The organism is Actinoplanes sp. CA-030573 (assembly GCF_050951115.1).
Lineage (GTDB): Bacteria > Actinomycetota > Actinomycetes > Mycobacteriales > Micromonosporaceae > Actinoplanes.
Window position 1 is genome coordinate 2,820,666 of record NZ_CP192038.1, and the last position, 21,744, is coordinate 2,842,409.

A 21,744-nucleotide genomic window follows, 5' to 3' on the forward strand; every position below is an offset into this window, starting at 1 on the left:
AGGAAGCGCGCATGCTGCACGCTCAAGACCTCGGCGGCACGTGGGATCTGCGGGGCGGCCCGGTCGGCTCGCTGCCGGGGCAGGTGCCGGGGTGTGTCCACGTCGACCTGCTGAACGATGCCCGCATTCCGGACCCCTTCCACGACGACAACGAGAAGGCGGTCGCCTGGGTGGGTCGCACCGACTGGACCTACGCCCGCGACGTGACCTGGGACGGGCCCGCCCACGAGCGCGTCGATCTGGTGTTCGACGGTCTCGACACGGTGGCGGACATCCTGCTCGGCGGCGTCGCCCTCGGCTCGACCCGCAACATGCACCGCGGCTATCGCTTCGACGTGACGGAGTTGCTCGCGGGCGGCCCGCAGCGGCTGGAAGTGCTGTTCACGTCGGCTTACACCGAGGCCGAACGCGTACGGGACCTCCTCGGACCGCGGCCCAACGCCTACCCCGAGCCGTTCAACTTCATCCGCAAAATGGCCTGCTCGTTCGGCTGGGACTGGGGGCCGACGCTGGTCACCGCCGGCATCTGGCGGCCGGCGCGGCTCGAGGGCTGGAGCACCGCCCGGCTGGCCACCGTCCGTCCCCTGGCGACATTCGGTGCCCGCCACCCCGGTTCGCCGCCGGGCGCGGCCGGCGGCACCGGCCGGCTCGACCTGACCATCGGCGTCGAGCGCACCCGCGACCGGGACCTGCGCGCCCGCGTGCTGCTCGACGGACGCCTCCTCGCCGTCATCGACCTTCCCGGTGATGCGACGAACGCGCGCGCGGACCTCGACGTCGCCGGGGTGTCGCCGTGGAACCCGCGCGGCCACGGCGAGCCGGCGCTGTACGAGCTGACCGTCGAGCTGCTCGACGGCGACCGGGTGCTGGACCGCTGGCGGCGCCGCACCGGCTTCCGGAGCGTCGCGATCGACCAGGCCGGCGGCGGCTTCGTCGTCCACGTCAACGGCGCGCCGGTGCTGGTGCGCGGCGTCAACTGGATCCCCGACGACATCTTCCCGTCCCGGATGACCCGGGAGCGCTACGAGCGGCGGCTGCGCGAGGCCGCCGACGCCGGGGTCAACCTGATCCGGGTCTGGGGCGGCGGCATCTACGAGGACCGCGCCTTCTACGAGGTCTGCGACGAGCTCGGCCTGATGGTGTGGCAGGACTTCCTGTTCGCCTGCGCCGACTACCCGGAGGAGGAGCCGCTGCGCTCGGAGGTGGTGGCCGAGGCCCGGGAGAACGTGACCCGCCTCGCCCCGCATCCGAGCCTGGTCACCTGGAACGGCAACAACGAGAACCTGTGGCTGCACCAGGCGATGGGCTGGGACGGCGACCACAGCTGGGGTCAGACCTACTACCTTTCGACACTTCCGGCGATCCTGGCCGAGCTCGATCCCAGCCGTCCGTATCAGGCCGGCAGCCCGTGGTCGGGCAGCTGGGACCACCTGCCCAACGACGTCGGCCACGGCACGTTCCATTCGTGGGAGGTGTGGAACCGCGAGGACTACCTGCACTACCGGGACTCGGCGCCGCGGTTCGTCGCCGAGTTCGGCTGGCAGGCGCCGCCGGCCTGGACCACGCTGCGGCAGGCGGTCTCCGACGATCCGCTGCGGCCGGATTCGCCCGGCGTCCTGCACCACCAGAAGGCCGAGGACGGCAACGGCAAGCTGGCCCGCGGTCTCACCCCGCACTTCGGCTCCTCCGGCGAAAGCGTCGAGGCCTGGCACTACCTCACCCAGCTCAACCAGGTACGCGCGATCCGCACCGGCGTCGAGCACTGGCGCTCGCACTGGCCGCACACCGCCGGCACGATCCTCTGGCAGCTCAACGACCTGTGGCCGGTGACCTCGTGGGCCGCGATCGACGGCGCCGGCCGGCACAAGCCGCTCTACTTCGCGCTGAAGGAGCTCTACGCCGACCGCGCCCTGACCGTGCAGCCTCGCGACGGCGGCCTGGTGGTGGCCGTCCTCAACGACCACCCGGCCGAGTGGAGCGGGCCGCTGCTGGTCGAGCGGCAGGACAGCGGGGGAGCGGTCCTGGCCACCGTCACCCGGTGGGTCACCGTCGCGCCCCGGTCGGTCGCGCTGATCCCGGTGCCGGCCGCGGTCGCCGGCTTCGCCGACCCGTCCGCGGAGCTGCTGGTCAGCCGGTTCGGCGACGTGCGCGCGCTGTGGTTCGCGGCCGAGGACCGCGACTTCGCCCACGACGACCCGGGCCTGACCGTCGAGGTCGAGACCGTCCCCGGCGGGCTCGACGTGCGGGTGCAGGCGGTCGGCCTCGCCCGCGACGTGCTGCTCCAGCCCGACCGCATCCACCCCGGGGCGGTGTGCGACCGGGGCTTCGTCACCCTCCTGGCCGGCGAGTCCGCCGTCTTCCGCGTGCGCGCGCCCCTCGACCTCGACCCCGGCTCGGTCAAGAGCCCGTGGGTGCTCACCACCCTGGCGGCGGTCTTGCGATGACTCCGGCGGCGGCGGGCGGATCGGCTCGCCGCCGACCATGTGCGGGCCGCTCCGAGTACGGTATCGCCGTAGCACCGGGAGCGGAGGAACCTTGACGCAGGCGCAGCGGCGGGTCGGTCTGGTCCTGGCCCGTGCCTCGCGGGTGCTGGGCGAGGAGCCGTATTACCACGAGTTCCTCGAGGGGCTCGAGCGCGTGCTCACCCCCGCCGGCGTGTCGGTGCTGGTCAAGGTGGTGACCGACCACGCCGCCGAGAGCGGGACGTACGAACGGTGGGCGGCCGGCGAGCAGGTCGACGGCGTCGTGCTGGTCGACCTGTCACCCGGCGACGACCGGGTCGATCTGGTGCACCGGCTGGGGCTGCCGGCGGTGGTCCTCGGCGCGCCCTCGACCGCGTCCGGCCTGCCGACGGTGTGGACCGACGACGCCGGCTTCGCCCGGGAGGCGATCCGGTTCCTGGCCGAGCGGGGCCACGAGGTGATCGGCCACATCAGCGGGCCGGTGTCGTTCGCGCACACCCAGCTGCGCCGGGAGGGTGCCGAGGCGGAGGCGGTCGAGCGGGGCGTGCGCCTGCTGCATGCGGAGGGCGATTACTCGTACGAGTCGGGCCGCGCCGCCATCGCGCAGCTCCTGCCCGAAGGCCCGACCGCGATCGTCTGCGACAACGACCTGATGGCCCTGGCGGTGCTCGACGAGCTGCGCGAGCGCGGCGCCAAGGTTCCCGCCGACGTGTCGGTCATCGCCTGGGACGACTCCGCGCTGTGCCAGCTGGCCGTCCCGCCCCTCTCGGCGATGAGTCACGATGTCGGCCGCATCGGCGAGCTGGCGGCCCGCGCCCTGCTCGACGCGATGGCCGGCGTCGAGCCCGCGATCTACCAGGCGCCGGCCGCCCACCTGGTGACCCGCGAGAGCACCCGCTGAGGAGCACACGATGAGCGGACAGCTCGAGGAGATCTATCGCGACTACCTCGCCGCGTTGAACGACCGGCGTTTCGGCGACCTCGACCGGTTCGTCCATGACCGGCTCACCTACAACGGCCAGGAGTGGACGCGCGACCGGTACCGGGAACTGCTCCGCGCCGACGTGCAGGCGGTCCCGGACCTGCACTACGAGATCCAGCTCCTCGTCGTCCAGCCGGATCAGGTCGCGTGCCGGCTGTGGTTCGACTGCACCCCGCGGCAGGAGTTCCTCGGCATCGATGCGGGCGGTCGCCGGGTCTCCTTCGCCGAGCACGTGTTCTACCGGTTCCGCGCGAACCGGATCGCCCACGTGTGGTCGTTGATAGACACCGACGGCATACGGCGCCAGTTGTCGGCGCCGAGCGCCGATCGCTCTGCTTACCCGGACGCGCATACCGCGGAGAGTCCGTGACGAGCGGTCAGCGGTGTTCCCGGGCGGACCGCCGGGCGATGCGGGCGGCGCCGTCGCGGAGGGCCTTGGGTGCCAGCCACCGGTGCACGGCCGACAGCGGCGGCCAGATCAGGCGGGCCGGGACGCGGTCGTAGCGGATGAACGTCGCCAACGAGGCCTCGTCGCCGGTCGCCCGGACGACGAGGTTGGCGGTCATGGCGAAGGAGGCTGCCTCGAGCCGGATCCAGTCGGGGCCGCGGCCGACGATGCGCCAGCCGGCGACGGTGCCGGGGGAGCGGTCGCGGCTCAGCCGGAGGCGCAGGCCCAGGATGACCCGCCAGATGAGGATCTCGCCGGGGCTGGGGACGTCGCCGAAGATCGCCCGCGCCCACTCCTCCGCGGTGGCCTCGGTGCCGGTGCGGACGGTGAAGCGGTCGGTGTAGTGAGCGTCCATGGCCGGGCCTCCGTGTCGTATACGGTTCCGTATATACGGTAGCGTATATTGGCCGGGTGCCAGAGCGACAGACGTCCCGGGACAGGTGGATCGAGCAGGGTCTGCGGACCCTCGCGGCGGGCGGCCCCGATGCCGTACGGGTGGAGGTGCTCGCGAAGCAGCTCGGGGTGACCAAGGGCGGGTTCTACGGCTCGTTCGCCGACCGCGAGGCGCTGCTGACCGCGATGCTCGACACCTGGGAGCGGGAGAGCACCGACGACGTGCTCGAGCGGGTCGAGCGCGAGGGTGGCGACCCGAAGCGGAAGATCGAGCGGGCCGGGCTGCTGACCTTCTCCAGCGACCGGCTGCTGCCCATCGACCTCGCGATCCGCGACTGGGCCCGCCGCGACGAGGCGGTCGCCGAGCGGCTGCGCCGGGTGGACAACCGGCGCATGGCCCTGCTGCGCGAGATGATCGGCACCTTCTGCGCCGACCCGGACGAGGTCGAGGCGCGCAGCGTTCTCGCCTTCTGCCTGCTCATCGGCGAGCACTTCCTGGCCGCCGAGCACGGCGGGCGCACCCGGGCGCAGGTGCTGGCCCGCGCCGGCGACCTGATCCTCTCCCGGCCCCGCTGACTCGCCCGAAGCCGGCGGCGCCGGCTTTCCCGCCGCCGGCGGCGCTAGCTCTCGCGCAGCCGGCGGCGCTAGCTCTCGCGCAGCCGGCGCCGCAGGAACGAGCGCTCCGGTTCGTTGCCGGCGAGATCGAGCGCCTGCCGGTACGCGTCGGTGGCCTCCGCCGTGCGGCCCAGCCGGCGCAGCAGGTCGCCGCGGGCCGCCGGCAGCAGGTGGTACCCGGCCAGCCGCCGGTCCGCGGCCAGGGCGTCCAGCAGCGCGAGCCCGGCCGCGGGACCGTCGACCATGGCCACCGCCACCGCCCGGTTGAGCTCGACCAGCGGCGAGGGCGCCACCGTGCGCAGGACGTCGTAGAGGGCGACGATCTGCGGCCAGTCGGTGGTCGCGACGGTCGCCGCCTCGTCGTGCACGGCGGCGATGGCGGCCTGCAGCGCGTACGGGCCCGGCCGGCCGCCGGTCAGCGCCTCGACCACGAGCCGGCGTCCCTCCTCGATCTTGCCGGCGTCCCAGCGGGACCGGTCCTGGTCGTCGAGCAGCACCAGCTCGCCGCGGAGGTCCACGCGCGCGTCACGGCGGGCGTCGACGAGCAGCATGAGGGCGAACAGGCCGGCCACCTCGCGCTGCCGGGGCATGAGCCGGTGCAGGATCCGCGCCAGGCGCACGGCCTCGTCGGCCAGCTCGGGGCGCATCAGGGCCGGGCCGCCGGTCGCGGCGTACCCCTCGGTGAAGATCAGATAGATCACGTTCAGCACCGCCGGCAGCCGGTCCGGCAGCTCGTGCGGCCGCGGCACCCGGAACGGGATGCGCGCCTCGCGGATCTTGCGCTTGGCCCGCACCAGCCGCTGGGCCATGGTCGCGTGCGGGGTGAGGAACGCGCGGGCGACCTCCGCGGTGGTCAGGCCGCCGAGGCAGTTGAGCGTCAGGGCGGTGCGCGCCTCGAGCGCCAGCGCCGGGTGGCAGCAGGTGAAGAACAGGTGGAGCCGCTCGTCCGGCATCTCGTCCGGGTCCGAGGCCGGCGGCGGGGGCTGGTAGCGGTCCGCCTCCACCTGCAGCAGGGCCAGCTTCGCCGCCAGCACCCGGTCCCGGCGCAACAGGTCGACCGCCCGGTGGCGGGCCGTGGTCAGCAGCCACGCCGCCGGGCGGTTCGGCACTCCGTCGCGCGGCCACCGCTGCAACGCGGCGGCGACGGCGTCGGCCGCGACCTCCTCGGCCAGGTCAAGGTCACCGAGGGTACGGACGAGCGTCGCGAGCAGGCGTCCCCACTCCTCGCGGAAGACCGCCTCGACCGAGTCCGCCGCCGTACCCATCGGGAACCTCCACGGTCAGGAGAACTCCATGATCGGCCGCACCTCGACCGACCCGTACTTCGCGCCCGGGCACTTGGCGGCCCAGTCGATCGCCGCGTCCAGGTCGGGCACGTCGATCAGGTAGATGCCGCCCAGCACCTCCCGGGTCTCGGCGAACGGCCCGTCGGTGACGACCCGCTCACCGCCCTTGACCCGTACGGTGGTGGCGGTCTTGCTGTCCTGCAGGGCCTCGCCGCCGGTGCTGGCGCCGGCCTGGCTGAGCGCCTCGCTGTACGCCCAGTACTCGTTCATCACCTTCTCGGCCTCGGCCGGGTCGGGTGCGCCGGTGGTCTCCTCGCTGTAGATCAGCAACAGGTAACGCATGGTGGTCTCCTTCACGTCGGGTGGCCGCCGATCGGCCGCCTTCACCCGGACGACGATCGGGCACGGCGTTATCGACAGCTCGTCCGCAGAATTTTTCTCCGCGATCGACGTAGTCTGCCCTCGAGCGGGGGGAGTGTGCGATGGTCGCAGCCGTTGTCGTCATCGGGGCCGGCGCGCTGGTCGCCCTGACCGGTGTGCTCGGGCTCCTCGGCCGGCTTCCGCGCAACCGGGTGGCCGGCGTGCGCACCTCGGCGACGCTGCGCAGCGACCGGGCGTTCGAGATCGGAAACCGGGTGGCCGCGCCACTGGTGATCGCCGGTGGCGCGGCCGCCGTGGCCGGTGGCCTGGTGGCCCTGGCGCTGCCCGACCGGGCCCGGACCGCGTGCGTCCTGGCCGGCGTGGTCCTGCTGGTGGCGCTGGTCGTCGCCGGCGGTGTCCGGGGGGATCGCGCCGCCCGGAAAGCCACATCGGAGTGACGGGCGTTTAGCCTCCGGGGCGGTGGGCATCCGCGGATCACAGGGCTAAAACCCTATAACCGCATAAACCCCCATAAGACCCCCGAGGAGCATCATGACCACGGCAGCATCTGGACCCACGACCGGAACCGGCCGGATCGCCGATGTCGATCGCACCGTCCACACGCTGTCGCGGCGCGGCGAGGAGACCAAGCCGTCCTACAAGACCACCGAGCTCATCGTCTATCTGGCCGCCGTGGTCGGTGTGCTGATCGCCTCGGCGGTGACCGGCGACCCCGGCAGCGAGAACGGCGGCGACGTCTTCGCCGCCGACAAGGCCTGGTGGTTCATCACCCTGCTGACCGTCGGCTACATGGTCAGCCGCGGGCTGGCCAAGGCCGGCAGCTCGACCCGCGACCGCGACCCCCGCACCGACTGAGTCGCCCGCACGCCACGCCGCCGGGCCGCTTCCGTGGCCCGGCGGCGTGGCGTCGCCGCGGTTGATCAGCCGAACGGCAGCCCGGCCACGGACGGATCCACACTCCGCACGCCGGCTCCCGTGTGGACCTGGAGCCTGGCCCCGGTGGGATCGCCCCGGTCGCTGGGCCACCACACCCCCCACACGCCGTGCCGCAGGGTGGCCGTGACCCGCAGGCCGTTGCGCAGCACCAGGTCCACACCGGTCACGGCGGGGCCGCTCAGCCCGTACATCTGGAAGGCTCTGATCTCGCTCGTCCCGCCCGCGGGCGGCGTCCCGACGTCCCCGCCGAGCACCAGCACCTCGCCGTTGCGCGGCTCGGCGAACGGCTTGTCGAAGACGGTGGCCGCCATGCTGTTGGCGCCGTGGCGCCCGGCGGCCTTCAGACCGGAGAGCGCGATCAGGGGATCGGTGGCCGTGCCGCTGCCGATCGAGACATCGACGCAGTACGTGAACCCGCCGCGCCGGTCGACGAGGACATCGCGCCGGGCGGCGTCCTTCGGTCGCGCCGGGACGCCCTGCACGCCCACGCCGCCGACACCGAGGTCGCTGCATTTGGAGGCCCAGCGCTCGATGTCCTGATCGGGTGCGGTCAACGGCGGAGCCGCCTGCGGGACGGCCGTCCAGCCGGCGTAGTCCGGGGGCGGGGGATCCGGGTAGACCGCCAGCGCGACCGCGCCGGTCGCGACGACCGTCGCGGCGAGGACGCCGGCCAGGGCCAGGCGCCGGCGAGGGCCCGGCCGGGCGGCCGGCGTCGCCTGGTCCACCAGCATGTGCCGGATGCCGGCCCGGTGCTCGGGTGCGAGGCGGGAACGCAGCTCGGTCATGGCAACTCCGATCGCGGTGCGGAGGCGGGCACGGGGCGGGGCGCCTCGGTCTCGGCTTCGAGCCGGGAACGCGCCCGCGACAGCCGCGACCGGACGGTGCCCACCGGCACCCCCAGCGCCACGGCCGCGTCGGCGTAGGTGAGGCCCTGCCACACGCAGAGGACGAGCACGTCGCGGTCGGCCGGCCGCAGCCGCTCCAGGGCCGCCGCGAGCCGGGTCAGGTGCCGCTCGTCGTCGAGCCGGGCGGCCACCTCGTCGGCGTGGTCGGGAGCGGGCGGCGGGGGCGGCAGTCGGTCCAGCGCGCGCCGGTGCCGCAGCGCGGTGCGCCATCGATGCTGCATGGTGCGGCGCGCGATTCCGTACAGCCAGGGCAAGGCGTTGTCGTCGACCAGCTCGACGTCGGCCCGCCGGCGCCAGGCCTCCAGGAACACGATGGAGACCAGGTCGTCGGCGGCGTCGAGCGAGCCGGTCCGGCGCGCGCAGAAGGCCCGGACCGCCTCGCCGTGCCGATCGAACAGCACGCCGAAGCAGGCGGCCTCGCCCTGGCCCGCTCGTCGCCAGAGTTCGCCGTCGCCGGCCCGGGTGATGTCCGCCGTGTCGCTCACACCCTCTTATGGCCGGCGCGCCCGGCGAGTTCCCCGTCCGCCGGAAGATGGTCGAGCAGCGCGCCGAACTGGGCCACGGTCAGGTACGACGGGTTGGAGCCCTGCGGCTGCCGGAACACCTCGAGCCCAGCCAGCCTGCTGTCGGCCCGCAGCTCGTCGCGGGCGATCCGGCGGGCGGGCGGCCAGATGGTCAGGTCGAGCGGAACCTCGGCGCCGGCCTCGCCGGCCACCCGCCCGATGCCCCACACGCCGTAGCAAAGCCGCCCGCCGCCGTCGCCGGCCGGCGCTCCGCTGCCGGCCCGCGCGCCGCCGCCCGGCCGTGCGCCACTGCCGGCCCCCGCGCGGCTGCCGCTGGCCCAGAAGACCACCGGCTGACCGGCCCGCATGAGCCGGGTCCGATAGCTCGGTTGCACGCACCAGCCCCGGACGACCGGGTCGCGCGCGAAGCGGCCGGCCAGGTCGGCGTGGTCGGCGTTGCCCTTGATCAGCCACGCCCCGAGGTCGTCGAGGCTCACCCGCGGTGTCACGGTGACTCAACCTATCGCGCCCCGGCCGAGGGGAGCGCGCCGGCGGAGGCGGGCCCGGCCGGGGCGCCGGCGCGGGAGAGTGCGAACGCCGCGGCGGCGAACGCGGCGACCAGTCCGGCGTTGACCAGCACGGCCAGCCAGCCGATGTTGGCGATGTGGGCGACCGGCCAGCTCAGCGCGCTGACGGCGAGCAGCGCCACCGCCCAGGTCGGCGCGATCCGGCGCAGGACGGCGGCGCCGAGCAGCAGCATGAGCGGGAAGCACAGACCCAGGGGCTTGATCAGGGTGGCCGCGCCGGAGGCGTCGACCAGGTCGGTGTCGCCCAGCGAGACGTGGATGGTGTTGAAGCCGTACGCGACGTTGCCGGCCGCCCCGAGGGCGCCGACCGTGAGCAGCACCGCCGCGAGCGTGCCGGTACCGAGCGTCACCAGGCGCACCATGACGACGGTGTAGCCGACCGCACCCAGCACGTGGACGACGGCGGCGGACGGGTCGTCCCAGCCGCGGCCCGCGTAGAGCAGGTCGGCGACGAGGTAGACGGCGGGCGCGACCACGAGAGACGCGGTGAGCAGGCGTTCCAGAGGTGTGGAGGTCATGTGTCCCACCGTGGTCGCGCCGGTCCGGCCGGGCATCGGGGGAGGCCCTCGACAATTGCCGGGTTAACCCTGGTCACAGGGCCCTTCTCCGCTGGCACGATACAGACGTGTTCCGGGGCGGGGTGCTGGGCCGGGCGGTGGGGGTGGCGGTCGCCGCGCTGATCGCCGGCGGCTTCGCGCTCGGCCCGCACGTCGGCAATCTGCACAACGGGCTGATCGCCGCGTCGTTCACGGCGGTCGGGCTGTACGTGCTCCGCCGCCGCCCCGGAAACCGGGAGGGCCTGTTGTTCACCGCGGTCGGCGCCGCCCACGCGGTGATGTTCGCGGCCCGTCAGTACGGCCTGCACGCCGGCCCGCTGCCGGGCGCCTCGTGGATCGGCTGGCTCGGGGTCTGGCCGCTGCCGCTGGTGCTGGTGCTGGTCGGCATCGCGGTGATGTGCTTCCCGACCGGCCGGCTGCCGACCGCCCGGTGGGCGCCGGTCGTCGGCGTCCTCGCCGCGGTGGGGCTCGTCCTCTCCTCGGTCTCGGCGTTGTGGCCGGTCGAGTACGCGCGTACCGGCCTGGTCGCCGGCCATCCGTTCACGCTCGGCGGGTTCCCGGCCGCCGACGCGTTCTACACCGTCGCGCGCCCGGCCGGCTACCTGCTGTTCCAGCTCGCCTGGGTGGCCTGCGTGGCGGCCCGCATGCGGCGGGCCCGGGGGGACGAGGCGCGCCAGCTGCGCGGGTTCCTCTACGCGGCGGCGCTGTCGGCCGCCGTGATGGTGGCCGGCCTGGTGATCTGGCGGTCCCCGCTCCCGGGAACCCTGGCGGCACCGCTGCTCGCGGTGGCGGCCGGGGCCGCGATCCTGCGCTACCGCCTCTACGACATCGATCCGGTGATCAACAAGTCGCTGGTCTGGGGCGCGATGGCGGCGCTGGTGACCGCGGGCTACGCCGTCGTCGTGGTCGGCGCCGGACGCCTCGTCGACGGCTACGGCACCCTCCTGTCGCTGCTGGCCACCGGTCTCGTGGCGGTCGCCTTCGAGCCGCTGCGCCGCCGGGTGCAGCGGCTGGCCGACCGCGTCGTCCATGGACGGCGGGCCACCCCGTACGAGGCGCTGGCTCGTCTCTCCGCGCACTTCACGGCGCCGGCCGGCAGGGTGCTCGACGGCATCTGCAGCACCGTCGCCGATGCCGTCGGCGCGCGCGAGGTGATGCTCTGGATCGGCTCACCGGACGAGCTGCGGGCGGTGTCGGCCTGGCCGGCCGCGACGCCTCTGCCGGCCGGCGCGCGCACGCTCGCCGGTCTGCCGGCCGTTCCGGTGCGGTACGACGGCCGGTTCCGGGGCGCGATCACGGTGGCCAAGGCCCCGGGCGAGGCCCTGTCGAGCGGCGAGGCGCATCTGGTCGGTGACCTGGCCGCCCAGGCCGGGCTGGTCCTGGAGCTGCGCGCGACGGCCCAGCGGCTGGTCGCGGCCGGTGACGCCGCTCGCCGGCGCCTGGAGCGCGATCTGCACGACGGCGCCCAGCAGCGGCTGGTGACCGTGGCCATGGAGCTCGGCGGCGTGGTCCGGCTGGCCACGGCGGCGGGTGCCGGCGAGGTCGCGGCGCGGGCCGACGACGTACGCCGTCGGCTGCTCGACGCCATCGCCGAGCTCCGCGAGATGGCCCGCGGGCTGCACCCGGCCGTGCTGACGCAGGACGGGCTCGAGGCCGCGGTCGGGTTCCTCGCCGATCGGTCGCCGGTGCCGGTGCGGCTCACGGTGTCGGTGCCCCGCCGGTTGCCGGCCGAGGTCGAGTCCACGGCCTACTTCCTGGTCAGCGAGGGGCTGACGAACGCGGCCAAGCATGCCGGCGCCGGCACCGTGACGGTCCGGCTCGCCCTCGACGAGACCGGCCTGGTCGTCGAGGTCCGCGACGACGGCGGTGGCGGCGCGGCGGCCCGGGCGGGCAGCGGGCTGGAGGGACTGGCCGACCGGCTCGCCACTCTCGACGCCCGTCTGACCATCGAGAGCGGCCCGGGTGGCACCCGGCTGCGGACGGTGATCCCGTGCGCGTGATGCTCGCCGACGACGCCGTGCTGTTCCGCGAGGGGATGGCCCGCATCCTCGCCGACGTCGGGTTCACCGTGACCGGCCAGGCCGGCGACGGGGCGGCGCTGCTGCGCCTGATCCGGGCCGACCCGCCGGACGCGGCCGTGATCGACCTGCGCATGCCGCCCGGCTTCGCGGCCGAGGGCATCGAGACCGCGGCCGCCATCCGTGCGATGGCGCCCGGCGTCGGCCTGATGGTGCTGTCGCAGTACGTGGAGGTGCACCACGCCCTGCGGCTGATGACCGACTTCGACGCCGGGGTGGGTTACCTGCTGAAGGACCGCGTCTCCGACCTCGCCGCGTTCGGGGCCGACGTGCGCCGGGTGGCCCGCGGCGAGATCGTCGTCGACCCGGAGCTGGTGGCCCGGCTGGTCGCCCGGCGGCGCGAGCAGGATCCCCTAGACGCGCTCACCGAGCGAGAGCGAGCCGTCCTGGCCCTGATGGCGCAGGGCTTGTCCAACGCCGCCGTCGCGGCCGACCTGCACCTGGCGATCAAGACGGTCGAGGCGCACGTGACGTCGATCTTCGCCAAGCTCGGGCTCTTCCAGCACGAACGGGAGCACCGGCGGGTGCTGGCCGTCCTGCGGTTCCTCCGGGCCTGAGCACGGCGAGGCACCCGGCATGCGCCGGATGCCTCGCTCGGAACGGGCTCAGCCCGGGATCTGGCTCAGCTCAGCGTCCATTTCTGGTTGGCCGCGCCGGTGCAGGTCCACAGCTGGACCAGCGTGTTGTTCGCGGTCGCGGCACCGGCCACGTCCAGGCACAGCCCCGACTGGACGCCGGTGATCGTGCCGTTCGCGTTGACCGTCCATTGCTGGTTGGTCTGCCCGTTGCAGTCCCAGATCTCGACCTTCGTGCCGGGCGACGTCTGGTTGTTGTACGCGTCCAGGCACTTGCCGAGGACCTGCAACTGGTTGCCGCTGCGGGTCCACCGCTGGTTGGCGCCGCCGTTGCAGTCCCAGATCACCAGCTGCGTTCCGTTGGTCGTCGAGCTGTTCGGATCGTCCAGGCACCGGTTCGACGCACTCCCGCGGATCGTCACCGTGGTGTCGCCCCCGCCGGTCGTGCCGCCCGCGACCCGGTACATGACCACGCCGTGACCCGGCACGCTCGCGCTGATCGTCCCGGTGGTGCTGCTGGTGGTGCCGGACCACAGGTCGCTGAGCGTGTAGCTGGACGCGCCGGTCTTGCCGATCGCCGCCGCGGTGGTGGTGATCGTCGCGGTCGAGGCGTTCTCGTTGAACAGCACCACCGACACGTCGCCGTTGGCCAGCGGCTTGGCCAGCACGTCCAGCCCGCCGGACGAGCTGACCAGCCGGCCCTGCTTGCCCGCCGAGTCCTGGTCGACCGCGATCACCGCCCGGTTGCCCAGGATCGACAGCGTGGTCGAGCTGGCGTTGACCAGGTTGTTCCCGGCCAGCAGCGGCGCCGCCATCTCGGCCCAGAGGCTGAAGTGCGCCCGGTCCTCGGTGGCCGACATGCCGTTGCCGACCTCGAGCATGTCCGGGTCGTTCCACCGGCCGGGCCCGGCGTAGGCGGACAGACCGACGTTCTGGTGGAAGATCGACAACATGCTGTTGTAGTTGGCCTGGATGTCGCCGGTCGTGCGCCACAGGTTGCCGACGTCGCCGGCCCAGGTCCACGGCGCGTTCACGCCCCACTCGCAGATGCTGTAGACGATCGGCCGCCCGGTCGCCGCCAGCGCGTCGCGCATCGCCGAGTACCGCGCGATGTACTGCTGGGTGGTGCTCGAGCCGTTGTTGTAGCAGTTGTCGTACTTCAGGTAGTCGACACCCCAGGCGGCGAAGGTACGCGCGTCCTGCGCCTCGTGGCCCAGGCTGCCCGGGTAGCCGGCGCAGGTCGACGTGCCCGCATCCTCGTAGATTCCCAGCTTCAGGCCCTTGGAGTGGACGTAGGCCGCGGTGCCGGAGATGCCGTCCGGGAACTTGGCGTAGTCGGGCTGCAGGTTGCCCGCCGCGTCCCGGCTGTGCTGCATCCAGCAGTCGTCGATATTGACGTATTGGTAACCGGCGGCGGCCAGGCCGGCCGAGACGATCTTGTCGGCGGTCTGCTTCACCAGCGTCTCGGACACATTGCAGCCGTACGCGTTCCAGTCGTTCCAGCCCATCGGCGGGGTCAGGGCCAGGTTGTTGGGCAGCGCCTGCGCCGGGGACGCGGTGCGCACGGCGACGCCCCAGCTCGTCACGCCGAACGCCAGGAGCAGCACCGACGCCCGGATCAGCCAGCGACGGGCACGACCTCGATGGTGGTTCACGAACATCCCTACACCTTCTTCTCTTCGCCAGCCCGTCATCGCTGCAGGGTGAGCAGGCCCGGCCGCCACGGCAGGTTGTTGTAGTCGCCGCCGGCGCTCGGGTTCTTGCCCTGGTAGAGCAGTTGCAGGTTGCAGGGGTCGACGGTCATGGTCTGGTCCGGGTTGTTGCGGACCAGGTCGCCGTGGCTGATGTCGTTGGTCCAGGTGGCGCCGCTGTTGGCCTTCCCGGCGAACGGGTTGCTCTCGCTGGCGGCCTGCGGGGTCCACGATCCGCCGAGGCTGGTGGCCGTGTACGAGCGGAAGTAGCGGCCCTGGCTGCCGATCGCTTCGACGATCATGAGGTACTGGTTCTGGCCCTGGACCTTGTAGACCTGGACCGCCTCGAACAGGTTGTTGGTCGAGTCGCTCATGATGGTGGTGTAGTTCGAGCCGAAGCTGCCGGGGAAGTTGCCGATCGGCATGCTGGCTCGGTAGATCTTGCCGTTGTCGCCGGCGAAGAACAGGTACATGTTCTGGCCGTCGCCGATCAGGGTCTGGTCGATCGGGCCGGTGCCGGAGCCGGAGATGCTGCCGGTGAACAGGGGCTGCGGCGAGGACCAGCCGTTGGCGTTGGTGGGGTCGCTGGACGTCCGGTAGATGAAGGGCCAGGCGCCCCACTGGTAGGCCAGCACCCAGATGTTCTTGGGCGCGAAGTAGAGCAGCGTGGGCGCCACCGTGCCCTGGCTCATCCCGTTCTGGCCGGCCGAGGCCATGTCCGACCAGTTGGTGAACGGGGTGAAGTTCATCGAGCCGTACGAGCCGTTCGACACGTTCGACGCGTACACCAGGTGCTTGCCGTTGTAGACGACGTTGGTGAAGTCCTTCAACGAGACCCAGCCCGACTTGGGGTTGGCCAGGACGCCCGAGGACGTCCAGCGGTAGCTCGACGGGAGGGAGCAGGAGCCGCCCGGCGTCGACGGCGAGGGAGACGGCGACGACGGCGAGGTGGTCGGCGAGGCGGGCGTGGTCGGCGTGGTCGGCGTCGTCGCGCCGGTGCAGGTCACGCCGTTCAGCGCGAAGGCGGCCGGAACGGGGTTGCTGCCCGACCACGACCCGGTGAAGCCGAACGAAACCGTGCCGTTGGTCGCGACCGAGCCGTTGTAGCTCATGTTCCTCGCGGTCGCGGCCGAGCCGCTCTGCGTCACCGTCGCGTTCCAGGCCTGGGTCACGGTCTGCCCGGCGGTGTACGACCACGTCAGCGTCCAGCCGGACAGCGGGTCGCCGAGGTTGATGATCGACACGTCGGCGTTGAAGCCGCCCTGCCACTGCGACGAGACGGCGTACTTCACCGAGCAGCCGGCGGCGGCGGCTCCGGCCGGGCCGGCCAGCACGACCGCGGTGGATGCGGTCAGCACCACGCCGGCCGCGATGACGCCGGCGGTGGTCGCTCTGAATCTGGACATAGAACTACTCCTGAGCGGGGGACAGCGGAGGACGCATTCATGGGGATCGCTGTTGGTGAACGTTAACAGCCGCCCTGCCCGGGGATCCGGCGTCACCTTTCACGATGGGAAAAACGGCTCGCCGGGTCGGTGCTGAAAAGGTGTTACGACCGGCCCGGGGTTGCTGTGGGAGCGCTCCCATGCCACGATGGGTAACCCCCTCCCCGAAGAAGCAGGACCGCCCATGCGTACCCGACCGCTCGCCGCTTGCGGCGCCGTCACCGCCGTTCTCGCCGGCGTCGCGATCGCCGGCGTCACCCTGGCGACGCCGCCCGCCGCGGCGGCCGGACTGCCCTATCAGGACCCGGCCCGCCCGGTCGCCGAGCGGGTGACCGACCTGCTGGGCCGCATGACCCTGGACGAGAAGATCGGTCAGATGACCCAGGCCGAGCGGGCCTCGGCGACGGCGGCCGACGTGACCACCTACCGCCTCGGCTCGCTGCTCTCCGGCGGCGGCTCGGCGCCGGCGCAGAACAACCCGGCGGGCTGGGCGGACATGTACGACGGGTTCCAGCGCGGCGCGATGGCCACCCCGTTGCAGATCCCGATGATGTACGGGATCGACGCTGTCCACGGCGACAACAACGTGCTCGGCTCGACGATCTTCCCGCACAACATCGGGCTCGGCGCGACCCGTGATCCGGCGCTGGTGCAGCAGATCGGCCGGGCCACCGCCGAGGAGGTCACCGGGGCCGGGCTGGACTGGACCTTCGCGCCGTGCCTCTGCGTCGCCCGCAACGACCGGTGGGGCCGCACCTACGAGTCCTTCGGCGAGAAGCCCGAGATCGCCTCCGCGATGACCACCATCGTCACCGGCTTCCAGGGCGCGACCCTCGGCGGCCCGGCCTCGGTGCTGGCCACCGCCAAGCACTACATCGGCGACGGCGGCACCACCAACGGCACCGACCAGGGCAACACCCAGGTCAGCGAGGCCGAGCTGCGGGCCGTACACCTGCCGCCGTTCCGGGCGGCGGTCGAGCGCGGCGTCGGCTCGGTGATGATCTCGTACAGCAGCTGGAACGGCGTCAAGTCGCACGGCAACAAGTACCTGATCACCGACGTCCTCAAGGGCGAGCTCGGCTTCACCGGCCTGGTCGTCTCGGACTGGGCGGCGATCGACCAGCTCGACGGGCAGCAGGGGTTCACCCAGGCCGAGGTCGTTCAGTCGATCAATGCCGGCCTTGACATGATCATGGTGCCGAACGACTGGAAGACCTTCATCGGCTACCTGCGGGCGGCGGTGCAGGCGGGGCAGATCCCGATGAGCCGCATCGACGACGCCAACCGGCGCATCCTCACCAAGAAGTTCGAGCTGGGACTCTTCGAGCATCCGTACGCCGACCGCTCGTACGCCGCCACCGTCGGCAGCGCGGCGCACCGGTCGCTGGCCCGCCAGGCCGTCCGGCAGTCGCAGGTGCTGCTGAAGAACGCCGGCAACGTGCTGCCACTGGCCAAGAGCGGCGGAAAGCTGTTCGTGGCCGGCAAGAGCGCCGACGACATCGACAACCAGAGCGGCGGCTGGACGCTGACCTGGCAGGGGGCGAGTGGCAACACCGTGCCCGGCACCACCATCCTGCAGGGCATCCGGGCCGCGGTCGGAAGCGGGACGACGGTCACCTATCAGCGCGACGGCATGGGTGTGGACGGCAGCTACCGGGCTGCCATCGCGGTGGTGGGGGAGACGCCGTACGCGGAGGGGCAGGGCGACCGGCCCGGTTCGATGAGTCTCGACAGCACCGACCTGGCCACCTTGAGCCGGCTGCGGGCCGCGGGCGTGCCGGTGATCGTCGTCCTCGTCTCCGGGCGCCCGCTGGACGTCGCGGCCGAGCTGCCGAACTGGAACGCGCTGCTGGCGGCCTGGCTTCCGGGCAGCGAGGGCGCGGGCGTGGCCGACGTCCTCTTCGGTGACTACGCGCCCACCGGCACGCTGCCGGTGACCTGGATGCAGTCGGCGAGCCAGGAGCCGATCAACGACGGCGACGGCAAGACCGCCCTTTTCCCGTACGGCTACGGGCTCACGTATTCCGGCGGTCCGACGCCCACGCCCACCCCGACGCCCACGCCGACCCCGACGTCGCCCTCGCCCTCCGGATCGGGCGGCTGCCGGGTCGCGTGGACGACCAACGACTGGGGCACCGGCTTCACCGGCAACGTGGCCGTCACCAACACCGGCGCCACCATCCTGAACCCGTGGTCGCTCCAGTGGACGTTCACCGCGGGTCAGACCGTGACACAAGGGTGGTCGGCGCGCATCACCCAGACCGGCGTCACGGTTGTGGCCACCGGCGAGAGCTGGAGCCCGTCGCTGGCACCCGGGGCATCGGTCACGTTCGGGTTCAACGCCACCCGCGGAGCAAGCAACCCGCGACCGAGCTCCTTCACCCTCAACGGGACGCCCTGCGCGGTCAGCTGAGATCGGCCCTTGACCGCGCGGGACGCGCCCTGCGCGGTCAGCTGAGATCGGCCCCTGACCGCGCGGGGGACGGGCCCGCGCGGTCAGCCGAGCCTCACCCCTTGACCGCGCCGGTGAGGCCGCCGACGATGCGGCGCTCGAACAAGCTGAAGAACAGCAGCGCCGGGATCATCGACAACGAGGTGAAGGCGAGGACCTTGGCGGTGTCCACCGAGTACTGCGACGTGAAGGCCTGCACGCCCAGCGGCAGCGTGAACGTGTCCTGGTCGTTGAGGAGGAACAGCGGGAGCAGATAGCTGTTCCAGCTGCCGATGAACGCGAGGATCCCGGTGGTGATCAGCCCCGGCACCGAGAGCGGAAGGACCATCCGCCAGAAGAAGCCCAGCCGGCTGCACCGGTCGATGGCCGCGGCCTCCTCGATCTCCTTGGGGATGGCCCGCAGGAACGGCACCAGGATGATGACGGTCGTCGGCAGCCCGAACGCGATCTGCGGGAGGATGACGCCGGGCAGGGTGTTCACCAGGCCCAGGTTCTTCACCAGGATGTACAGCGGAGTGATGGCGACCGTCACCGGGAACATGAGGCCCGCGGCGAACAGCGCGTACATCGCGCCGCGACCCCGGAACCGGTATCGGGCCAGGACGTAGCTCGCCATCACCCCGAGCGTGACGACGCCGAGGGTGGTGGCAACGGCCACGATGGTCGAGTTGCCGACCTCACGCCAGAAGACGTCGCTGGTCAGCACGTCGGTGTAGTTGGCGAAGTTCCACGGGTCGGGCAGGCCGGCCGGGTTCACGGTGATCTGCGAGTTGGTGCGGAATCCACCGAGGATGATGTACAGCACCGGCCCGAGCATGAGGCCGATCAGCAGCAGAGCGGCGGCGTAGACGGTCGGGTTGCCCCAGCCGCTTTCCGTCCTGGGCTTGGCCATCTCCTACGCTCCCTCGGTGAGCGCGCCCTCGGTGTCCCGGCGCAGAACGAAGCGCTGGTAGATCAGCGCGATGATCAGAGAGATGGTGAACAGCACGACCGCCACCGCGTTGCCGTAGCCGTAGTTGCCGGCGTTGCGACCCTCGGTGACCATGTACGTCGCCATCGTCGACGTGCCGGCGGTCGAGGCGACGTACTGGCCCCAGATGATGTAGACGAGGTCGAACAGCTGCAGCGCGCCGATGATCGACAGGAATCCCCAGATCCGGATCGTGGGCGCGAGCAGCGGCAGGGTGATCCGTCGCTGGGTCTGCCAGTACGAGGCGCCGTCCACCGCGGCCGCCTCGGACAGCTCCTCCGGGATGTTCTGCATGCCGGCCAGGAAGAGGATCACGGCGAACCCGACGTACTTCCAGGTCAGGATCAGCATGAGGGTCCAGAGGGCGATCTTCGGATTGGACAGCCAGTCGACGGCCAGCCAGTCCAGGCCGATCGACCGCAGGACGTCGTTGACGGCGCCGTTGGACTGCAGCATCAGGCTCCAGGCGGTGCCGACGATGACCTCGGCGATCACGAACGGGACGAAGATCAGCACCCGGATGATCGACTGCCCCCGCATCTTGCGGTTGAGCAGCAAGGTCAGGCCGAGCGCGATCGGACCCTGCATGACCAGCGACAGCACCGCGATCGCGCCGTTGTGCCACAGGGCCGCGTGGAACGAGCTGTCCTGCAGGATCGTCTTGTAGTTGTCGAGGCCGACGAAGTGGGTCGGGGGCCCGTAGCCCTTCCACTTGTAGAAGCCGTAGTACCCGGCCATCACGACCGGGAAGATCACGAAGCCCAGGAACATGAGGATCGCGGGACCGGACAGCAACGCGATCTCCGCACGCTGGGCCCAGCCGATGCCGCGCCGGCGGGGACGAAGCGGAGGCGGCGCCTGCACGCCACCTCCGTTCCGCACGCGACTGCCGGGCGCATCCTCAGTGACCGCTGTGTTCTTGTCACCGAAGTGGACGCTCATGGCACGGTTACCTCTCAGCCCTTCTTGGCTGCGTCGTTCACGGCCTTGATGATTCCGGGAACGTCGCCCTTGCCGGCGAGCAGGTTCACCACGCTGACGTTCAGGGCGTTGCCCACGTTCTGGCCGTAGACGGTGTCCAGCCACTGCGAGACGTACGGCGCCTTGTTGTAGGCATCGAGAACCGCCTTGAGGTAGTCCTCGGTGACCGCGCCCTGCGCCTCCTTGTTGACCGGCAGCGAGTTGAAGCCCTTGTAGTAGGCGACCTGCACGTCCTTGGTCAGCAGGTAGTTGAGGAAGTCGGCGCACTCCTTCGGCGCCTGGGCCGAGCACGAGTAGCCGTCGGCGCCGCCCATGACCGCGGCCGGGTCACCCTGGCCGCCGCTCACCGCCGGGAACGGGAAGAAGCCCAGGTCCGGAAGCGGCTTGGTGTCTTTGGTCAGCGAGGCGATGACGCCCGGGTCCCAGGAGCCCATCAGCTCCATGCTCGCCTTGTGGTTGGCGATCAGGCCGGCCGAGCTGCCCGCGCCCTGCTGGGCCGAGGTGGTGAGGAAGCCGTTCGTGAACGGCTGGGTGTCGGCGAACGCCTTGAGGTCGTTGCCGGCCTTGGTCCAGCAGGGATCGTTGAAGGTCTTGCTCTTGGCGGCGGCGTCGAGTGCGGCCTCGCTGCAGGCCCGCAGCGCGAAGAAGTAGTACCAGTGCGCGGCCGGCCACGCGTCCTTGGCGCCGAGCGCGACCGGGGTGCCGTTGGCCTTGAGCTTGGTCACCGCCGCGTTGAGCTCGTCGAGGGTGGTGGGCGTGGCCGTCACTCCGGCCTTCTTGAACAGATCTTTGCTGTACCAGAAGCCACCCGGGAGGATCGAGACCGGCACCGCGTACTGCTTGCCGTCGACCTGCCCGGCCTTGAGGACCGCGTCGCCGACCGCCTGCTTGCTCTCCGCGGTGATGTCGCCGGTGATGTCCTTGAGCTGGTCGGCCTCGACCATCGCCGCCATCTTGCCGCCGCCGCGCTGCAGGAAGATGTCGGGCGCGGACCCGGAGTTCAGCGCGGTCTGAAGCTTGCCGTCCAGGTCCTCGTTCTGCACCGCCTGGATCTTGATCGTGACGTTCGGGTGTGCGGTGTGGAAGTCGGCCGCCGCCTTGTCCCAGAACGCCTTGCCGGGGCCGGTGGTCGCGTTCTCCCAGAGCTGCATCGTGACGTTGCCGCCGGAGCCGCCCTTATCGTCATCGCCGCCGCTGCAGGCGGCCAGGCTCATGGCGCTCAACGCCACCACGGCTGCCACGGCGAGGGTCTTGTTGGGTGCCATGAAGCTCACCTCCGAACCGAAACTTCCGGAGTATTTCCGGAACGTGTCGCTCAAGCTAGGAAGTGAGACATGTGCATGTCAAGATTCGACTTCGGGCGAAGTGGACACGCCGGGTAACGATTCCGCACATAGGGTGATTGAAACGTTACGGTGGACCGACCAAAACTTGCATGTTGACGCGTAAGTTGCGGCGCATGACCAAGCGGTGTGACGGCTGTGGCCGTCACACCGC

21 protein-coding genes are annotated in these 21,744 nt (G+C 71.8%); 9 read left to right on the forward strand and 12 right to left on the reverse strand.

Going from position 1 to position 21,744, the window contains the following annotated elements; translation table 11 throughout:
• Nucleotides 1-11 precede the first annotated feature (11 nt).
• The 3 genes from ACQP2F_RS13070 to ACQP2F_RS13080 all read left to right on the forward strand — a co-directional run bounded on the left by ACQP2F_RS13070 (nucleotide 12) and on the right by ACQP2F_RS13080 (nucleotide 3,814).
• Nucleotides 12-2,444: a glycoside hydrolase family 2 protein gene (locus ACQP2F_RS13070; protein WP_433303806.1), complete on the forward strand. Its 2,433-nt coding sequence runs from the start codon at nucleotides 12-14 to the stop codon at nucleotides 2,442-2,444.
• Between the two features lie 91 nt (nucleotides 2,445-2,535).
• Nucleotides 2,536-3,363, forward strand: coding sequence for a LacI family DNA-binding transcriptional regulator (locus ACQP2F_RS13075; protein ID WP_433303808.1), 828 nt, complete (start codon nucleotides 2,536-2,538; stop codon nucleotides 3,361-3,363).
• A gap of 10 nt (nucleotides 3,364-3,373) precedes the next feature.
• Complete coding sequence (locus tag ACQP2F_RS13080) at nucleotides 3,374-3,814, forward strand: ester cyclase (protein WP_433303810.1); 441 nt, start codon at nucleotides 3,374-3,376, stop codon at nucleotides 3,812-3,814.
• 7 nt (nucleotides 3,815-3,821) lie between these two features.
• Here ACQP2F_RS13080 and ACQP2F_RS13085 read toward each other — a convergent pair whose 3' ends face one another.
• Nucleotides 3,822-4,247: a hypothetical protein gene (locus ACQP2F_RS13085; protein ID WP_433303813.1), complete on the reverse strand. Its 426-nt coding sequence runs from the start codon at nucleotides 4,245-4,247 to the stop codon at nucleotides 3,822-3,824.
• Nucleotides 4,248-4,303: 56 nt separating this feature from the next.
• Here ACQP2F_RS13085 and ACQP2F_RS13090 point away from each other — a divergent pair, with 56 nt between their 5' ends.
• Nucleotides 4,304-4,861, forward strand: a complete 558-nt coding sequence (locus ACQP2F_RS13090) for a TetR/AcrR family transcriptional regulator (protein ID WP_433303815.1) — start codon at nucleotides 4,304-4,306, stop codon at nucleotides 4,859-4,861.
• 68 nt (nucleotides 4,862-4,929) lie between these two features.
• On the opposite strand, the gene ACQP2F_RS13095 is transcribed toward ACQP2F_RS13090, so the two are convergent.
• Nucleotides 4,930-6,165, reverse strand: a complete 1,236-nt coding sequence (locus tag ACQP2F_RS13095; protein WP_433303817.1) for an RNA polymerase sigma factor — start codon at nucleotides 6,163-6,165, stop codon at nucleotides 4,930-4,932.
• Between the two features lie 15 nt (nucleotides 6,166-6,180).
• Nucleotides 6,181-6,528: a YciI family protein gene (locus ACQP2F_RS13100; protein WP_433303818.1), complete on the reverse strand. Its 348-nt coding sequence runs from the start codon at nucleotides 6,526-6,528 to the stop codon at nucleotides 6,181-6,183.
• 140 nt (nucleotides 6,529-6,668) lie between these two features.
• Between ACQP2F_RS13100 and ACQP2F_RS13105 the strand changes: the two genes are divergently transcribed.
• Both ACQP2F_RS13105 and ACQP2F_RS13110 read left to right on the forward strand, forming a co-directional pair.
• Nucleotides 6,669-7,004 (forward strand): SdpI family protein, encoded by a 336-nt coding sequence (locus ACQP2F_RS13105; protein WP_433303820.1) that lies wholly within the window; start codon nucleotides 6,669-6,671, stop codon nucleotides 7,002-7,004.
• A 94-nt stretch (nucleotides 7,005-7,098) separates the two neighbouring features.
• The gene (locus ACQP2F_RS13110; protein ID WP_433303822.1) at nucleotides 7,099-7,422 is read left to right on the forward strand and encodes a hypothetical protein; all 324 of its coding nucleotides are present in this window, start codon (nucleotides 7,099-7,101) and stop codon (nucleotides 7,420-7,422) included.
• Between the two features lie 65 nt (nucleotides 7,423-7,487).
• Here the strand turns inward: ACQP2F_RS13110 and ACQP2F_RS13115 are convergent, their stop codons facing one another.
• From ACQP2F_RS13115 to ACQP2F_RS13130, 4 genes are read right to left on the reverse strand one after another with little or no spacing between them, the layout of a single operon-like run.
• Nucleotides 7,488-8,288, reverse strand: a complete 801-nt coding sequence (locus ACQP2F_RS13115; RefSeq protein ID WP_433303823.1) for a hypothetical protein — start codon at nucleotides 8,286-8,288, stop codon at nucleotides 7,488-7,490.
• The gene (locus ACQP2F_RS13120) at nucleotides 8,285-8,893 is read right to left on the reverse strand and encodes an RNA polymerase sigma factor (protein ID WP_433303825.1); all 609 of its coding nucleotides are present in this window, start codon (nucleotides 8,891-8,893) and stop codon (nucleotides 8,285-8,287) included. Before ACQP2F_RS13120 ends, ACQP2F_RS13115 begins: the two co-directional genes overlap by 4 nt.
• Nucleotides 8,890-9,420 carry a hypothetical protein gene (locus ACQP2F_RS13125; protein ID WP_433303827.1) on the reverse strand — a complete coding sequence of 177 codons (531 nt, stop codon included), beginning with the start codon at nucleotides 9,418-9,420 and terminating at the stop codon, nucleotides 8,890-8,892. The genes ACQP2F_RS13120 and ACQP2F_RS13125 overlap by 4 nt, the downstream gene beginning before the upstream one ends.
• Nucleotides 9,421-9,431: 11 nt before the next feature.
• Nucleotides 9,432-10,016 (reverse strand): hypothetical protein, encoded by a 585-nt coding sequence (locus ACQP2F_RS13130; protein ID WP_433303829.1) that lies wholly within the window; start codon nucleotides 10,014-10,016, stop codon nucleotides 9,432-9,434.
• A 107-nt stretch (nucleotides 10,017-10,123) separates the two neighbouring features.
• On the opposite strand from ACQP2F_RS13130, the gene ACQP2F_RS13135 reads away from it, so the two are divergent.
• Together ACQP2F_RS13135 and ACQP2F_RS13140 are read left to right on the forward strand one after the other, a co-directional pair.
• Nucleotides 10,124-12,055: a sensor histidine kinase gene (locus ACQP2F_RS13135; RefSeq protein WP_433303831.1), complete on the forward strand. Its 1,932-nt coding sequence runs from the start codon at nucleotides 10,124-10,126 to the stop codon at nucleotides 12,053-12,055.
• Nucleotides 12,055-12,690 carry a LuxR C-terminal-related transcriptional regulator gene (locus ACQP2F_RS13140; RefSeq protein WP_433307471.1) on the forward strand — a complete coding sequence of 212 codons (636 nt, stop codon included), beginning with the start codon at nucleotides 12,055-12,057 and terminating at the stop codon, nucleotides 12,688-12,690. The genes ACQP2F_RS13135 and ACQP2F_RS13140 overlap by 1 nt, the downstream gene beginning before the upstream one ends.
• 65 nt (nucleotides 12,691-12,755) lie before the next feature.
• Here ACQP2F_RS13140 and ACQP2F_RS13145 read toward each other — a convergent pair whose 3' ends face one another.
• Together ACQP2F_RS13145 and ACQP2F_RS13150 are read right to left on the reverse strand one after the other, a co-directional pair.
• Entirely contained in the window at nucleotides 12,756-14,369 is a 1,614-nt protein-coding gene (locus ACQP2F_RS13145; protein WP_433303832.1) for a glycoside hydrolase family 27 protein, read from the reverse strand.
• Between the two features lie 29 nt (nucleotides 14,370-14,398).
• The gene (locus ACQP2F_RS13150) at nucleotides 14,399-15,805 is read right to left on the reverse strand and encodes a non-reducing end alpha-L-arabinofuranosidase family hydrolase (RefSeq protein WP_433303834.1); all 1,407 of its coding nucleotides are present in this window, start codon (nucleotides 15,803-15,805) and stop codon (nucleotides 14,399-14,401) included.
• 223 nt (nucleotides 15,806-16,028) lie between these two features.
• Between ACQP2F_RS13150 and ACQP2F_RS13155 the strand changes: the two genes are divergently transcribed.
• Complete coding sequence (locus ACQP2F_RS13155) at nucleotides 16,029-18,257, forward strand: glycoside hydrolase family 3 N-terminal domain-containing protein (RefSeq protein WP_433303836.1); 2,229 nt, start codon at nucleotides 16,029-16,031, stop codon at nucleotides 18,255-18,257.
• 94 nt (nucleotides 18,258-18,351) lie between these two features.
• On the opposite strand, the gene ACQP2F_RS13160 is transcribed toward ACQP2F_RS13155, so the two are convergent.
• From ACQP2F_RS13160 to ACQP2F_RS13170, 3 genes are all read right to left on the reverse strand, one after another.
• A complete protein-coding gene (locus ACQP2F_RS13160; protein WP_433303838.1) occupies nucleotides 18,352-19,188 on the reverse strand; it encodes a carbohydrate ABC transporter permease in 837 nt (278 codons plus the stop codon).
• A 3-nt stretch (nucleotides 19,189-19,191) separates the two neighbouring features.
• Nucleotides 19,192-20,130, reverse strand: coding sequence for a carbohydrate ABC transporter permease (locus tag ACQP2F_RS13165; protein ID WP_433303839.1), 939 nt, complete (start codon nucleotides 20,128-20,130; stop codon nucleotides 19,192-19,194).
• 92 nt (nucleotides 20,131-20,222) lie between these two features.
• The gene (locus ACQP2F_RS13170) at nucleotides 20,223-21,512 is read right to left on the reverse strand and encodes an ABC transporter substrate-binding protein (protein WP_433303841.1); all 1,290 of its coding nucleotides are present in this window, start codon (nucleotides 21,510-21,512) and stop codon (nucleotides 20,223-20,225) included.
• Nucleotides 21,513-21,744: the final 232 nt, after the last annotated feature.

Excerpts from the sequence above, each read along its gene's own strand:
- ACQP2F_RS13100 (WP_433303818.1), bottom strand. The coding sequence starts at position 6,528 with ATGCGTTACCTGTTGCTGATCTACAGCGAGGAGACCACCGGCGCACCC.
- ACQP2F_RS13085 (WP_433303813.1), bottom strand. The coding sequence starts at position 4,247 with ATGGACGCTCACTACACCGACCGCTTCACCGTCCGCACCGGCACCGAG.
- ACQP2F_RS13080 (WP_433303810.1), top strand. The coding sequence starts at position 3,374 with ATGAGCGGACAGCTCGAGGAGATCTATCGCGACTACCTCGCCGCGTTG.
- ACQP2F_RS13150 (WP_433303834.1), bottom strand. The coding sequence starts at position 15,805 with ATGTCCAGATTCAGAGCGACCACCGCCGGCGTCATCGCGGCCGGCGTG.
- ACQP2F_RS13130 (WP_433303829.1), bottom strand. The coding sequence starts at position 10,016 with ATGACCTCCACACCTCTGGAACGCCTGCTCACCGCGTCTCTCGTGGTC.
- ACQP2F_RS13155 (WP_433303836.1), top strand. The coding sequence starts at position 16,029 with ATGCGTACCCGACCGCTCGCCGCTTGCGGCGCCGTCACCGCCGTTCTC.
- ACQP2F_RS13145 (WP_433303832.1), bottom strand. The coding sequence starts at position 14,369 with ATGTTCGTGAACCACCATCGAGGTCGTGCCCGTCGCTGGCTGATCCGG.
- ACQP2F_RS13105 (WP_433303820.1), top strand. The coding sequence starts at position 6,669 with ATGGTCGCAGCCGTTGTCGTCATCGGGGCCGGCGCGCTGGTCGCCCTG.
- ACQP2F_RS13110 (WP_433303822.1), top strand. The coding sequence starts at position 7,099 with ATGACCACGGCAGCATCTGGACCCACGACCGGAACCGGCCGGATCGCC.
- ACQP2F_RS13140 (WP_433307471.1), top strand. The coding sequence starts at position 12,055 with ATGCTCGCCGACGACGCCGTGCTGTTCCGCGAGGGGATGGCCCGCATC.
- ACQP2F_RS13070 (WP_433303806.1), top strand. The coding sequence starts at position 12 with ATGCTGCACGCTCAAGACCTCGGCGGCACGTGGGATCTGCGGGGCGGC.
- ACQP2F_RS13170 (WP_433303841.1), bottom strand. The coding sequence starts at position 21,512 with ATGGCACCCAACAAGACCCTCGCCGTGGCAGCCGTGGTGGCGTTGAGC.
- ACQP2F_RS13095 (WP_433303817.1), bottom strand. The coding sequence starts at position 6,165 with ATGGGTACGGCGGCGGACTCGGTCGAGGCGGTCTTCCGCGAGGAGTGG.
- ACQP2F_RS13160 (WP_433303838.1), bottom strand. The coding sequence starts at position 19,188 with ATGGCCAAGCCCAGGACGGAAAGCGGCTGGGGCAACCCGACCGTCTAC.
- ACQP2F_RS13115 (WP_433303823.1), bottom strand. The coding sequence starts at position 8,288 with ATGACCGAGCTGCGTTCCCGCCTCGCACCCGAGCACCGGGCCGGCATC.